The following is a 15,724-nucleotide window of genomic DNA, read 5'->3' as shown; positions in this document are numbered from 1 at the left end:
AATACGATGAGCAACAGCTTACTTTCAATGTGACGATTAATGACGACTCTCCAATCACTTATCACGTAGAAGCGAACGCATGTCATCCATTCCACAATCAAAAGATGCATTAGAACAGGCGATCCGCGATGCCCACGCTAAATTAATGTGCGATTACCGCGCTGTGCCTGAACACATGACGCGAGAACTTGGTTTGGAAGGCAACGTAAAAGGCACGCAAATCAGTGTCTGCGACACCGTGGCGTACCTGATTGGTTGGGGTCAGTTGGTGTTAAAATGGCACACATTGACATCGCAAGACCTGCCTGTTGATTTTCCCGACACGGGCTTTAAATGGAATCAACTGGGTTTGCTCGCCCAACACTTCCAACGCGAATATATTGAATGGCAATACGCAGCATTGCTGGACAAACTCGATACAACGACCGCGCAAATTCTGACGCTCATTGCCCACCTCAGCGATGATGAACTTTATGGCGAACCCTGGTATGAAACGTGGACGTTGGGACGAATGATTCAATTCAACACCTCTTCGCCAATGAAAAACATACGAACAAAAGTACAACGCTTTAAAAAGGGAAAGGGGTTACGTTAAAGTGCCATTGAGCACCGACTCTGATTCGTATATGGGCGGTTGTTACGCTTTCTACATGACACTGTTACGCAAAGGAAATGCATGATGCAATGGGACACTTTTATCCTCTATGCCACGGTCTCGTTTTTCTATATCACTAGCCCAGGCCCTGCAATTTTACTCGCGATTCGAAATGGACTAACCGGAAAACTGACGGTGGTGGCTACATCAAGTTTGGCAAACATTATTGGCTTGTTTGTGCTATCGGCAGTGTCAATGTTAGGGCTGGGTGCGTTGCTATCAACATCCTCGGTATTGTTTACTCTTTTTAAAGCCGTTGGTGCCTGCTATTTGATTTACCTTGGCATTAAAATTATTGCTTCAAGCAATCGAAACCCATTGGAAAAAGGGATAGAACCAAAATCTACAAAACCCTATCGCGCATACTTTTTCGAGAGCCTTTTGCTTTCGGTGACAAACCCAAAGCCCATTATTTTCTTTGCGTCTTTTTTCCCACAATTTTTAAACACTGAAATCGCCATTGCACCCCAGTTTTTCATCATGACGATCACCTTCATGACATTGTCATTTGGATCTCTCATGTTTTACGGTACAACAGCTAACGTGCTGAAAAAGACACTCTCCAAAAACGTGGTTTCTCTTTGGTTTAATCGCATCACTGGTGGAATCTTTGTTGGGCTAGGGGCGAAGTTAGCACTAACACAACGCATGTAATTCAAGAATACCCATGCAACCTCAAAATGCCCGGCATATGCCCCTTCAAACAAAAACGCCGCGAAAGCCATTGATGCTTCGCGGCGTTTCTCTTTACGTTGTCAGTACGACGGCTAGGAAGCCAGTTCCTGCAAAATTTGCTTTAACGTTTCGACGGGTTGAGCACCAGACACTGCGCTTTCTCGATTGAAAACAAACGTCGGTACAGAAGAAACACCAAGCTCTCTCCAATACGCATTTTCCGCGTCAAAGGCTTGTTGTACGTCTTGATCATCAAGCTGTGCCATGGCCGATTCGGCGTCAATGCCAACGTCGACGAGTAAATCTGAAAGCACAGCACGGTCGGAAATGTCCTGCTTCTCTTTGAAGTAGGCATCAAATAATCGCAATTTCAGAGCAGTCTGCTTTTCTACTGACTTTGCAAACGCCAGCAGAACATGTGCGTCTCGAGTATTCAGTGTTTTCATGTCTTCAAAAAAATTGAACGCATAACCCACCTGCAGGCCCAGCTTTGTCAGTTGTTGACGATTGCGGTCGCTATCTATCTTCAACATGCCGTATTTTTTCATTAAGTGTTGATGAAGATTCACCCCTTCCGGAGACACATTCGGGTTCAGTTGAAAGGGCTGCCATTGAATATCAATGTCATCTTGCATGCCGAGTTCATCAATTGCCGATTCAAGGCGTTTATACCCAAGAATGCACCACGGGCATACCACATCAGAGACAATATCAATTTTGATTTTTTCGGCCATGTTGCTGCTTCCTTTCCTCATTGCGTCGTTTTTATTATGACCACTGCCTTGCAGTCAATCTACGGTGTGTGTGCGATTAATTCGTAATACGTTGGTATGACAGTGATAGTTCGTATGCGCCACGCCAATTTTTTCGTCGGAGAAAAAGACACCACAAACAATTGTTCAGTCACATTTCTCCGCAATGGTGCATCACCTATCTCCCTCTGAAAGGAATCTACTCATCATCAGGTCTGTATGGGTATCGACATAACAAGATGCAGGTGTAGGTACAACGAATGAAAAAGTTAGTGCTAATGGCGGCGGCAATTCCTTTTGCAAGCGTCGGTCAAACTTGGGTAAATGCTGATGCGCCCGCGACCGTCGTAGAGCTCTATACCTCAGAGGGATGCAGCAGTTGCCCGCCTGCAGAAGCCACCCTCAATGCCCTAGAGCGTAACGCTGATTTGTGGAAGAAAGTCATCCCCCTCGCCTTTCATGTCGATTATTGGAACTACATCGGTTGGGATGACACCTTTGCCGATCCCGCGTATAGCCAGCGTCAGCGAGACAAGGTCAACCAAGGGCAATCGAGCGGTGTGTACACGCCGGGGTGGTTCATTAACGACCAAGAATGGCGCGGTTTTTTCGCTCGCCAAGCCATTCCTTACGCCAATGGCCCAAGAGCCCCCAAATTGACGGTGATGCTGTCAGACAAAAAACTCCGACTCGACTACGAAGGAACACAAACCTTGGTTGCTAATATCGCGCTCGTGGCAATGAACCAAACGACCGAGGTTAAGCGTGGCGAGAACCGAGGAAGAACGTTAGACCATGATTTCGTCGTGGTGGATTTTGCGAAGAAAGCAGGGAAAAACCATTGGGAATATACGCTACCTACTTCGCTCGACATTTCAGTCGATGCGATTGCAGTGTGGCTAACGCCTCCTCAGGGTGGTGACCCGGTTCAAACCGTCGCAGGCTGGTTAGACAACCCTTACCCGAATTAAGTCGCGCTTCCCTCGCCCTTCACCCGGCGAGGCAGTGAGATTAAATAATATGCTCAGATTCGACACTAGATGGAAAAGTCTTCCGATTTGTCATCGCTGACTTCTGTCGCCTCAGGCACCACGATTTCTTTGTTTTCCTCAAGGAAAGCTTTGAAGCCTTCAAGCGGCAGTGGTCGGCTTAAATAGTAGCCCTGCGCCAAATTACAGCCTTTCGATTTGAGCATTTCAAACTGCTCGGCCGTTTCAACACCTTCTGCCACCGTCTTGATCCGCAGCCCTTTGGCCATTGCAATCACGGCTGTCGCCAGCGTTTCATTCAGCTCCACATCCGTAATACCATCGACAAACGAGCGGTCGATTTTCAGTGCATCGAACGGGAATTGCAGCAGATAGCTTAGCGAAGAATACCCCGTACCAAAGTCATCCATAGACAGCATCACACCCATGTCGTGCAGGTGTGCAATCATCTCTTTGACCTGACATTGCTTGGTCAACAACAGACCTTCTGTAACTTCCAGCTCTAAGCGAGACGGGTCAAAACCGTCATGGTCTAAATGCTTTTCAAGATCGCCGATAAAGTTAGGCTGGCGAATTTGCTGAGGAGATATATTCACCGCCAAATGCAACAGCTCACCCGAGGAATTTTTCAATTTCACAAAATCTCGAATGGCCGTTCTGAGCACAAAATTCCCGATTTCATAAATCAGGTTGGACTGCTCTGCGATCGCAATAAACTTATCGGGCGGCACAGAGCCAAGCTCTTCGTTATTCCAACGCAGTAAGGCTTCTGCGGCCACCACTTTGTTGGTTTGCATGTCTATCAGGGGTTGATAAACGAGCGAAAATTCATTTTTCGATAACGCCCACACAAGGTGATACTCCATGCGCACGCGCTCGTGGACGCTGTCGTTCATTTCAGACGTAAACAGGCGGTAGCAGTCTTTTCCGCCACTTTTGGCTTGTTGTTTAGCAACATCGGCATTCGCAAATAGGCGCTTAAAGTCATCCGAATCCAGTGGCGAAATCGAAATCCCGATACTGGCAGTGACATGCACTTCCCCATCACCGTTAATGGAGATGGGTTTATTGATGGCCTTGCGCAACTTGCTCGCAATTTGGCAGGCGTTTTCGGTTTGGTGCAAACCCGGAAGGACGATGAGGAACTCATCACTGCTCACCCTTCCGACGGTATCAATTTCTCGCACCACTTTGGTGATGCGCTTTGACAGCTCGACCAAGACTTGGTCACCCACATCATGACTGAGGGTGTCGTTAATCAGTTTAAAGCCGTCGATGTCGACGAGCATCACGCCGGTGAGTTGCCCTCGGCGTAAATCATGGGTGATTGCGTAACGCAGACGATCAAGGGTCAGGTTTCGGTTAGCCAACCCTGTTAGCGAATCATAAAGCGCGCGCTGCAAAATCAGCTCTTCATTGCGGCGAAGTCGAAGCTGGTTATAAATACGCAGTTTCACTTCTGCGGGTGACACGGGTTTGCTGATGTAATCGGCACACCCGATTTTCATGCCCATCTCGCGCCCTTCGTCTTCCTGAGATTCAGTGATCAGAATGAGGGGAATGTCGCGCGTGCTAATGTCATTTTTAAATTTCTGGCAAAGTTCGAAGCCATCGATGTCGGGCAAATCGACATCCATCAATATCAGACGGGGCTTTTCAGATTTCGCCAACACACTGGCGGTTTTCCCCGTGGTCGAAAAGATCACGCGGTACTCCTCACCCAAAATGGCATTGAGTATGCGAATACTGTTCGGAGACGGGTCGATCAGCAGTATGGTGTCTTTGTCGAGTGCATCCTGACTAACGTTTATCATTCGCACCTCCCACCACTTCCGCTTGAGGTTTTCCGCTTAACTCATCGTCCAAATAGGCATTCAAAGCGACCATGGCTTCCGTGTATTCAAGGTTGATCAACTTGTCACCGATCGGTTTGAGCTTGGGTGCCACGTCACAGTAATCCACCAGCAGTTGGTAGTAAGTATCAATCGCCATGAGATCTTGGGCCATGACCTGATTTTTAAAATGCATCATCCTGTTCATGAAGGCATTCGCTGCGCCGTTGTCCGTCGCGCCCGCCGTGTTTTGCGTTGCACCTTCGCGTTTAGGATCGATGGCTATGCCGCCACGTTTCAGCAAAATCTGGCCGATTTCTTTAATGGCATTGTCAACATCACGCTTGAACTGGCTCAGCGCTGCATCATGATCGCCCAACGCCATCAGGACGTTTTGCAATTGCTTCGCGGATTTTCTGAGCGCAATCACCGACAAATTCCCTGCGCTACCCGCAATGGTGTGCGCATGTTCTGCCGCTTGCTTTAACTGCCCAGATTCAATGTGCTGATAAAGCATGTTTTCTTGCACACGCGCCTGATGCACAAAATCACTGAGTAATTTGAAGTAGAGGGTGTCATTGCCCATCACACGTTTGATGCCTTCTTCGGTATCAACGTAGTCGTATTCGTCTTCCTCTTCCTCTGTCTCAGACACCAGTAAATCCGTGGTCGTTACCGCAAGCCCAAGGTGTACCGCCAATTTCTGCAGTAATGATTCCGCTTCAATGGGTTTCGCCACATGGTCGTTCATGCCAGCATCGCTACAACGCTGTCGATCGCGCTCCATGGTATGCGCCGTCACGGCCAAAATCGGTAAGTTTTCGGGGTCTGCGGTTTCGCGAATAATGCGCGTGGCTTCTAAGCCGTTCATTTCTGGCATTTCCAAGTCCATGAGAATCACGTCATACAACTCAGGCGCTGGGCACACCTTCATCAGCGCTTCTTTGCCTGTTTGTGCGATGTCGACTTGGAAGTCATTACTGATCAGTATTTCTTGCGCGATCTGTTGGTTGATTGGCATGTCATCCACCACCAAAATACGGCGGCCTGCGCCATTGACAGACACGCCTGACAAACGGTTCTGCGCGTCCAGCACACGGCGGTGTGTTTTCGGTAAGTTTTGCCCCATTACATCCATGATGGTGTCGAACATGACAGAGGCGGAAATCGGTTTGTGCAAATAGCCATCGATTTTCCCTTTGCCTTTTTCTTGATCGATGTGTGCTTTATCGAAGGCGCTGATCACTATCACTAAGGGAATATTCTCTTTCGGCATGTCTGCCTGAAGCTTGTCTAAGAGGTGGTAACCTTTTTTGCCCGGCATGTGCCAATCAAGCAGCACAAGGTCAAAAGGTTCGCCTTCTAAATCAAGGTGCCCTTCTTCGATGGCACTGAAGGCTTCATCCACGCTGCTCACCGCTTCGCAGTCAAAACCTAAAGACGTAATGATTGCGGAATGGACAGCAATCGATGAGGGGTTGTCATCAACCACTAAAATACGGAGTTCTCGCAAGTCGACAGGCACGGCAAAACTTTTGTTTGATGGCACAGAAGAGACTTGCATGTCGAGGCAGAAATGAACGCCCGATGCCTCTTCTTCATCGTCCATTAATACGCGACCACCCATCGAATCAATAAGGTAGCTGGCGATAAGGAGGTGGAGAGATTCGTCCACTTCAGACATCGCCATCATGGCGCGTTCAGCGAGTTCCTCAAGGTGATCTGACGGCTCGTCGTTTTCCGCAATGTTCTCTTGAATCGAGACGCGCAGCGTCACTGAATGATCAGAAAGATTGTCGGCGTTAATGCTCAGTACAATCGGACAACCTTCGCCAATCAAAATGGCTTCTGAAATCAGGTTGAGAAGAATGCGGCGCAATCTGTCTGGGTCGCCAATCAAAGAGCGCGGCACGTCGAGGGGAACATTGAACAGCAATTCAACTTCTCGGCTTTCAGCTTCGCCCAGTAAATAGTCACGCAGACTTTCAAGCAATTGGTCGAGGTCAAAAGGCGTGTTTTCCAACGTCAGGAACTGAGTAGAAAGCTCTTCAAAATCTTGAAGGTTGTCGCTCAACACCGTGGCACGCTTCGTGGCACGATGAAGGCTATCCACATACACCGCTTGCTTGTTACTGAGCGATGTTTTTTTCAGCATTTGTGCGCAACTTGCCGCCGTCGCCAGTAAGGGGTACAGCGACATATTGGTTTCAGCCAACACATTAAAGCTTCGGCTAAGTGCACTCGGAATGCCTTTGCGCGCACCCGCGATCAAATGCATCCCCATTTTCAGAAACAGCTCATCGGGCGCGATAGGATACACCATGTAGTCGCTCGCACCCACGCGGTACGCCAATTGTTTTTGTTCTGAAGAGAATTGGTTGGTCGTAAGAAGAATGCGGGTGTCTTTACAAGTAGGAATTTGGCGGATTTTTCGAATCTCTTGTTGCAACGACTCGCCATCGGAAAAATGGAAATCCATGTTCAGTACAAGAATGTTAACGGGGTGCTGTTCGAGAATGGTGTTAAGTTTTCCAGGTGTGGCAACAGAACGGAGCCAAAAGCCATTTTCGCTGAGTACTTGTTGATAGAAATCGATGTGAGAAAGATCTTCATCAGCAAGCACGATGACGGGCTCATTTTTCACCAAACCTTTCATTAGACATTCCTTTCGATGTTGTTCGCTAAGCGCAGACGCTTAACGTCCCGTAAAGGCAGAGTAAGAGAAATGCTGTAAATAAAACGGACAGTCAATGGCAGGAACCCCCTGTCATTCCGCGCAATCAACGTTTTTGTGGCGTACACGCCTTTCTCTCTGTCGCACTTTGGATGCATGTATTTATCTAATAAAACTAGTGGCTTTTTTGCCTACCTGCCAATTCCACTTGCCCACTGTTCATCAATTACTTAGTTCCACTGCTACGCACTGGCTGCTATGAAACATTAAAGCCATGCCGACTTTATTGTTATTTATTATCTTTTTTTCTAGACAGTTCGACCAAAAACATCCTCATTAAATGCCACCAGTCTCATATATGAAACACATATTAATCATTATCTTGGAGATGGCTTGATCGTTTTCTCAGCTTCGATTGATCTGTACTAAGTTTATACAGCGAGTTGATTGTGAGACACACATTCCATAATTAAAACGGAAGCGTTCGGGAGAAGGATATGGCCGTCACTTTAGTGCTTAGCCAGGTAGCGGGTCAGGCGTTTGTGGTTGATAAAAATGGGGAAGTAAGCCCTGCTCAACCAAACATGCAGCTGAACACTGGCGATGTAATTTCTGTGCCAAAGGGAAAAAATGCTTGGCTTGTTACAGAAGACCAAGAACAAATTGATGTTCTCGACGACGCATTGTTGGTCGGCGAAGACGGCGTTGAAAGCCTAAATTTGCCCTCAGATGTCATTGATATCATTGCCGCAATCGAAGATGGGCAAGATCCAGGGCAAGTCGAAGATGCTGAAACCGCTGCAGGCGAAGAGGTCTCCGACTCAAGCTGGGGCGCGCAGGTTGTTATCGAAAGCAATCAATTTGACAGTAGTGAAGAGGGAGGCATCCCACGCTTCATCAGCACCATGTTAGCGGAAGCCGGTTTATCGCCCCAACAGATAGATGCCATCAGCAACTCCCGCTATAGCTTGCTCGCAAACCAAGAGACGGATGAAACCGACACGTCTGGTTCAACAGGATCTGGCGCCGACTCTTCTAATCCTGACTCGACAGTTGATCAACCCGCGACCGTGTCTGGCGATACACAAGCAGAACTCGAAGACAACGATGGTGATGGCCCAATCACCGTAACGGGTTCAATTAACGTGTCCGACCCCGACTCAAACAATCAAACAACGATTCCGAACACTACTGTCGAAAGCGAATACGGCACCTTGGTGCTGGTCGATGGCAATTGGGTGTACACCTTAGACCCAGATAAAGCCAAACCGCTTGCCGAAGGCGAAGAAGCAACCGATGTCATCACCCTCACCGCCACAGATGGCTCAACGCATCAAGTAACCATCACTGTCACCGGCAAAGACGACACCGCAGAAGTGTCAGGTGACGTCTCGGCTAACGTCACCGATGGCGAATCCGTCACGTCGGCATCCGGCTCCATTACAGTGACCGATCCTGATAATGGTGAAACGGCCACCATCGAAAATACGCGCGTTGAAGGCGAATACGGCACCTTCGAACTTGTCGATGGCGATTGGACCTATGTGCTCGACCCAGACAAAGCGCAATCGTTGGCAGAAGACGAAGAAGCCGTTGATTCCATTATATTAACGGCATCTGATGGCTCACAGCATTCCATCGATATCACGGTAACAGGCACCGATGATGCAGCTGTGGTTACTGGTGACACAACCGCAGTGGTTCAGGATTCTACCGAAGGCGCAGCAACAGCCACAGGCTCTATTACTGTTACCGATCCTGACAGCGGCGAAACAGCCACAATTGATAACACAAGTATCGAAGGCCAATACGGGACCTTTGAGTTGGTTGATGGCAATTGGACTTATACCGTTGATCGCGAGAAGACCCAATCTCTCGCGGAAGGCGAGGAGGCGGTTGATTCAATCACGCTCACAGCATCAGACGGTTCACAACACACCATTGAAATCGCGGTAACAGGCACGAACGATGCTGCCGTGGTAACAGGTGACACAACCGCAACCGTTCAAGATTCCACCGAAGGCGCAGCAACAGCGACGGGCTCTATTACTGTTACCGACCCTGACAGCGGCGAAACAGCCACGATTGATAACACCCGCATTGAAGGTCAATACGGCACGTTAGAATTGGTTGATGGCAATTGGACCTACACCGTTGATCGCGAGAAGACCGAACCTCTCGCGGAAGGCGAGGAGGCGGTTGATTCAATCACGCTCACCGCATCGGATGGCTCACAACACACCATTGACATCACGGTAACTGGCACTAACGATGCTGCCGTGGTAACAGGTGACACAACCGCAGCGGTTCAAGATTCCACCGAAGGCGCTGCAACAGCGACGGGCTCTATTACTGTTACTGACCCTGACAGTGGCGAAACAGCCACAATTGATAACACAAGTATCGAAGGCCAATACGGCATCTTTGAGTTGGTTGATGGCAATTGGACCTACACGGTTGACCGTGAGAAAACCCAGTCGCTGGCGGAAGGCGAAGAAAGCACAGACACGATTACACTGACCGCATCTGATGGTTCACAGCATCAGATCACCATTGATATCACAGGCACTGATGATGTCGCCCAAATCACTGGCGATACCACGTCTACAGTGCAGGATAACGCCCAAGGCAATGCGGTTGCGACAGGCAGCATTAGCATTTCCGACCCAGACACAAATGACAACACCACCATCGCAAACACCTCCGTTCAGGGCAATTATGGCACCTTGGTGTTAGTGGATGGGAACTGGACGTACACCGTCGACAAAGAAGCCGCAGCACCACTTGCAGAGGGTGCGCAAGCCGTTGACATTATTACTTTGGTAGACAGCAATGGCGATGAACATCAAATCGTCATGAACATCACGGGGACGAACGACCCAGCTGAAATCGCGGGCGAGGTCTCCAGTACCATCGTGGGTACAGAAGGCGGATTGACGGCAACAGGACAGCTTTCTTCCACAGATATCGATGGACAAAACAATGCCTTTGTCGCTGAAACCGTTTCTACTCTGCGCGGTGAACTCACCATCGACGCAGCAGGTAACTGGACGTACGTTTCTACCGATCCAACGGGCGTGATTAAATCCCTTGGCGAAGGCGATACCCTCACCGAAGTCGTGACGGTACGCGCCGCAGACGGCACAGAACAACAAATTGAAATCACCTTTGAAGGGGTGAACGATGAAGCTGTCTTCTCAGCCATCAGCACAGGCACCATCACTGAAGGTCAAGACGGCTTGTCTGCAGCAGGCTCTATCAATGTGGTAGATGCAGATGCGGGTCAATCCTTCATGCAAGCCGGTGACATTGATGGTCAATATGGCGTACTCACCATTGATGCGGCAGGTAACTGGAGCTATGCGACAAACGACAGCAGCCTACCTACCATCAATTCGCTCACAGACGGCGAACATATTACTGACACCATCACTGTTTACTCACTTGATGGTTCCGAAACCCAAATCACCATCACCATCAATGGCTCAAATGATGATGCTGTAATTGATGGTGACGTTACCGCGACTGTCGTTGATAACGGCGGTACATTATCGACATCTGGCGAACTCTCTTCACAGGATGTCGACGGCAATGACAATGTCTTCATTGCAGAAACCATTGCGACACCGCGCGGCGAATTCACTATCAATGCTGACGGCGCATGGACATACACGTCTACCGATCCGACTGGCGCAATTGAACGCCTAGGTGAGGGCGACACCCTGACCGAAGTCGTGACGGTTCGTGCAGAAGACGGCACAGAACAACAAATCGTTATCACGCTTGAAGGTGTCAACGACGCGCCTGTTTTCTCGGGTATTTCAACCCGAGATGTCTACGAAACCAACGACGTGATAAGTGTCTCCGGCTCAATCAATACCGTTGATCCCGACTACGGTGAGTCTTTCATGCTGGCAGGCACCTATCTCAGTGATTTTGGCTCTGTCACCATCGACCGCGCGGGCAACTGGACGTACACATCCGACCCAGACCAAAGCTCTGCACTTGATGCGCTAGCAGAAGGTGAGACCCTGGTCGAGTCGATCACTGTGCGCTCTGTAGACGGCACCGAAACAGAACTGCTTGTCACCATTATCGGCACTAACGATCCCGCTGAAATTGCCGGTGACATTACCGGTACGGTCATTGAATCAGATGGCACCATGTCAACCACAGGTTCATTGACGTCTACGGATGTTGATGGCACTGACGGTGCCTTCACGGCGCAAACTATTGAAGGCCGATGGGGTGAACTGACCATTGCCGAAGACGGTTCGTGGACGTACAGCACCACTGATGAAAAAGGCGCGATTGATCGCCTAAGTGAAGGTGATCACCTTACCGACACCATCACAGTGCGCGCTGAAGATGGCACCATGCAAAGCATCACCATCACCATTGATGGCACAAACGATGTGGCGACGTTTGGTGGCATGCAGTCTGCCACCATCAACGAAACAGACGGTCAGCTTTCCACCTCAGGCCGCGCAACGGTATCGGACGCCGATTACGGCGAATACTTCTTCAACGCGGGCACCTACACAGGTACGTACGGCGAAGTCACCATCGACAAAGCCGGTAACTGGACGTACACCACAGATCCGTCTCACAACGACATGCTGAACGGCTTAGACGCGGGTGACCCGCTGGCAGACACTGTCACGGTGTATTCACTTGACGGCACGCCGATGGACATCGTTATTAACATTGTGGGTACGGATGATCTCCCCGTTGTTAGCGGGGAAGTGACAGGCGACCTCACAGACACAACAACCGGTGAAACCCTGACAGTCAGCGGTGAAATCAGTATTTCAGACGTTGATGGTGACGACACACCAAGTTTTGAAGACACCCGCATCGAAGGCGAATACGGGGCGTTGGAATTGGTAGATGGTGCATGGACATACACCCTCTATAAAAACGCTGCCTCAGAAATTCCAGAGGGCGATACAGACACCGATACCATCACACTGACAGCGACCGATGGTACAACGCAAAGTATCGTTATCACTGTCACAGGCACGGACGATGCGCCAGAACTACGCGGTCACACGACAGGCGATTTAGATGATGGTGGCGATCTGATGACCAGCGGCACGATTGAGATTGTCGACCCTGATTCAGATGATAACCCTACCCTGCCAGATGTCACCGTAGACGGTACGTTTGGTTCACTAGACCTTGTTGATGGCGAATGGACCTATACCCTCAACCCTGACAGCGTTGCGTCACTGAACGAAGGTGACATCACAACCGACACCATCACGATTGAAGCGTCTGACGGTTCAACCCATGACATCGTCATTACCATTACAGGGACAGATCAAGAACCTGTGTTGCAAGGCAGCACAACGGGCACCGTCGCTGAAGGTGGCCTGCTCACTGCCAGCGGTACGGTAGACCTTGTCGATCCAGATTCAAACGACAATCCAACCTTGCCAAACAGCACGATCAGCGGCCAATACGGTTCGCTGGAAATCGTCGATGGCGCTTGGACATACACGCTAGACCCTGAGTTGGCGCAGTACCTTGATGAAGGGGAAACGGCCACAGACACCATCAGCATTACCGCATCTGACGGCACAGTGCATGACATTGAAATCACGATCACTGGTAGCGAGAGTGCCGCCGAGATAAGTGGCGATCTCGTTGGCAACGTGACAGACGATGATGCGTCTCTCGTCGCGAGCGGAAGCCTGTCTATTGAAGACCCAGACACCAGCGACAACCCAACGTTACCTGACACCACACAAAGTGGTCAGTATGGCACGTTCGACATGGTGGATGGCGATTGGACATATACCCTTGATCCAGAACTTGCTGAATCACTCGACGGTGGTGTCACAGTGTCCGACACCATCACGATCACCGATTCAGAAGGTGGAGAGCACACGCTCATCATCAATGTTACTGGCACGGATGATGCTGCTGTTCTCACCGGTGAAACCACGGGCACGCTGACAGAAGGCTCTGGAATTGTTGCACCAAGCGCGTCAGGCACTGTTGAGCTTATTGACCCAGATACTGGTGACACACCCACCATTGAAAACACCAAGGTTGAAGGCGAATTTGGTAGCTTGACCCTTACCGACGGCGAGTGGACATACACACTCAACCCTGGCGCAGGGCAGTCACTCGGTGAAGGGGAAAGCACCACAGATACCCTCACACTGACTGACAGTGAAGGAAATACCCATGACATCGTGATCACCATTGAAGGTACTGACGATGCTGCGGTGGTGACAGGTGATACCACCGGCACCACCACAGACCAAGGCACCTCGGTGTCTGGCTCTATCAGCATCAGTGATGTGGATAACGGTGAAAACCCAACCATCGGTAACACCACCATCGACGGGGAATACGGTAGCCTTACACTCACTGACGGCGAGTGGACCTACACGGTTAACAGCGAAAACGCACAAACCTTACCGGACGGCGAATCAGCCAACGACACCTTCACCCTCACAGCGTCTGATGGCTCAACCCATCAAATCACGGTGACGGTTGAAGGCACCGACGATGCCGCAGTTGTCACCGGCGACTTGAGCGCGTCTGTTGCTGAAGGCGGCGATGCGTCTGTCTCCGGTTCAATCAACATCAGCGACCCAGATGCCACCGTGCAACCTACCCTTGAAAACGGCACAGTCGAAGGTGAATACGGCAGCCTGACTTTGACTGACGGCGAGTGGACCTACACGGTCAACCCTGACAATGCACAGTCTCTGGGTGATGGAGATTCTGCGACAGACACCATCACAGTGACGGCTTCTGACGGCTCTGAGCACCAAATCACCATCACGGTAACAGGCAGCGATGATGCTTCTGTGGTCACGGGCGTTACTACTGGCGGCATTGATTTAGGCGCTGACACACCAGAAACCAGTGTCTCTGGCACACTCTCGATCACTGACGTGGATGACGGCGACACACCAAGCTTCGACAATGTCTCTATCGACGGCGATTACGGTACCTTCACGCTGACTGACGGTAACTGGACCTACACGGTCGATCCGTCTAAAGCGGATGCACTGAACGACAACCAGACCGAGCAAGAAGTGTTCACCCTCACCGCCTCGGACGGCACGGTGCAACAAATTACCGTCGATGTCACGGGCGCAGATGATGCGGCGGTTATCACGGGTGATAGCACCGCGAGCATCACTGAAGATGTGGGAGTGCAAACCGCGACGGGCACCATCACGATCACCGATGCAGACACCGGCGATACCCCAACCATTCCAAATGGCACCTTGGCGGGTGAATACGGTTCGCTGACCTTGGTCGATGGCGCTTGGACGTATACCGCGGACAGCGCATCGATCCAATCACTCGCTGATGGCGATACCGCGACGGACACCATCACGGTGACCGCCTCAGACGGCACCACGCAAGACATCGTGATTACCATTACAGGCACGGATGATGCGGCGGTGGTGACGGGCGATACGACGGGCAACACCACGGATCAAGGCACCTCGGTGTCGGGCTCTATCAGCATCAGTGATGTGGATAACGGTGAAAACCCAACCATCAGTAACACCACGATTGAAGGTGAATACGGTAGCCTTACACTCACTGACGGCGAGTGGACCTACACGGTTAACAGCGAAAACGCACAAACCTTACCGGACGGTGAATCGGCAAACGACACCTTCACCTTAACGGCGTCTGATGGCTCCACCCATCAAATCACGGTGACGGTTGAAGGCACCGACGATGCCGCAGTCGTCACAGGCGACTTGAGTGCAAGTGTGGCTGAAGGCGGCGATGCATCTGTCTCTGGCTCTATCAACATCAGCGACCCAGATGCCACCGTGCAACCTACCCTTGAAAACGGCACGGTGGAAGGTGAATACGGCAGCCTGACACTGACCGACGGCGAATGGACCTACACGGTCAACCCTGACAATGCACAGTCTCTGGGTGATGGAGATTCTGCGACAGACACCATCACAGTGACGGCCTCGGACGGCTCTGAGCACCAAATTACCATCACGGTAACAGGCAGCGATGATGCTTCTGTGGTCACGGGCGTTACTACTGGCGGCATTGATTTAGGCGCGGACACACCAGAAACCAGTGTCTCTGGTACGCTCTCGATCACTGATGTGGATGACGGCGACACCCCGAGCTTCGACAATGTC

The 15,724-nt window shown here is 50.5% G+C and carries 7 protein-coding genes; 4 read left to right on the top strand and 3 right to left on the bottom strand.

Going from position 1 to position 15,724, the window contains the following annotated elements; genetic code table 11:
- Window positions 1-79: 79 nt before the first annotated feature.
- Both EQP46_RS17335 and EQP46_RS17330 read left to right on the top strand, forming a co-directional pair.
- Window positions 80-595, top strand: coding sequence for a ClbS/DfsB family four-helix bundle protein (locus tag EQP46_RS17335; RefSeq protein ID WP_129494843.1), 516 nt, complete (start codon window positions 80-82; stop codon window positions 593-595).
- Window positions 596-676: 81 nt separating this feature from the next.
- Window positions 677-1,309, top strand: coding sequence for a LysE family translocator (locus tag EQP46_RS17330; RefSeq protein ID WP_338068753.1), 633 nt, complete (start codon window positions 677-679; stop codon window positions 1,307-1,309).
- A 113-nt stretch (window positions 1,310-1,422) separates the two neighbouring features.
- Here the strand turns inward: EQP46_RS17330 and EQP46_RS17325 are convergent, their stop codons facing one another.
- On the bottom strand, window positions 1,423-2,064 hold the full coding sequence (locus EQP46_RS17325) for a DsbA family oxidoreductase (RefSeq protein ID WP_129494842.1): 642 nt from the start codon (window positions 2,062-2,064) through the stop codon (window positions 1,423-1,425).
- Between the two features lie 278 nt (window positions 2,065-2,342).
- Here EQP46_RS17325 and EQP46_RS17320 point away from each other — a divergent pair, with 278 nt between their 5' ends.
- Window positions 2,343-3,053, top strand: coding sequence for a DUF1223 domain-containing protein (locus EQP46_RS17320; protein WP_192545524.1), 711 nt, complete (start codon window positions 2,343-2,345; stop codon window positions 3,051-3,053).
- A gap of 65 nt (window positions 3,054-3,118) precedes the next feature.
- On the opposite strand, the gene EQP46_RS17315 is transcribed toward EQP46_RS17320, so the two are convergent.
- Window positions 3,119-4,885, bottom strand: coding sequence for a two-component system response regulator (locus tag EQP46_RS17315; protein WP_129494841.1), 1,767 nt, complete (start codon window positions 4,883-4,885; stop codon window positions 3,119-3,121).
- Window positions 4,872-7,559, bottom strand: coding sequence for a response regulator (locus EQP46_RS17310; RefSeq protein ID WP_129494840.1), 2,688 nt, complete (start codon window positions 7,557-7,559; stop codon window positions 4,872-4,874). The genes EQP46_RS17315 and EQP46_RS17310 overlap by 14 nt, the downstream gene beginning before the upstream one ends.
- A gap of 515 nt (window positions 7,560-8,074) precedes the next feature.
- Here EQP46_RS17310 and EQP46_RS17305 point away from each other — a divergent pair.
- Window positions 8,075-15,724: VCBS domain-containing protein (locus EQP46_RS17305; RefSeq protein ID WP_194956841.1), on the top strand; the 7,650-nt coding region annotated here is incomplete at its 3' end.

It is taken from the genome of Enterovibrio baiacu, assembly GCF_004120195.1.
GTDB lineage: Bacteria > Pseudomonadota > Gammaproteobacteria > Enterobacterales > Vibrionaceae > Enterovibrio > Enterovibrio baiacui.
This window is presented reverse-complemented; position numbering and strand designations above follow the sequence as displayed.

Bases quoted from the DNA above. Each gene is read 5' to 3' on its own strand.
- EQP46_RS17335 (WP_129494843.1), top strand. From the start codon at position 80: ATGTCATCCATTCCACAATCAAAAGATGCATTAGAACAGGCGATCCGC.
- EQP46_RS17330 (WP_338068753.1), top strand. From the start codon at position 677: ATGATGCAATGGGACACTTTTATCCTCTATGCCACGGTCTCGTTTTTC.
- EQP46_RS17325 (WP_129494842.1), bottom strand. From the start codon at position 2,064: ATGGCCGAAAAAATCAAAATTGATATTGTCTCTGATGTGGTATGCCCG.
- EQP46_RS17320 (WP_192545524.1), top strand. From the start codon at position 2,343: ATGAAAAAGTTAGTGCTAATGGCGGCGGCAATTCCTTTTGCAAGCGTC.
- EQP46_RS17315 (WP_129494841.1), bottom strand. From the start codon at position 4,885: ATGATAAACGTTAGTCAGGATGCACTCGACAAAGACACCATACTGCTG.
- EQP46_RS17310 (WP_129494840.1), bottom strand. From the start codon at position 7,559: ATGAAAGGTTTGGTGAAAAATGAGCCCGTCATCGTGCTTGCTGATGAA.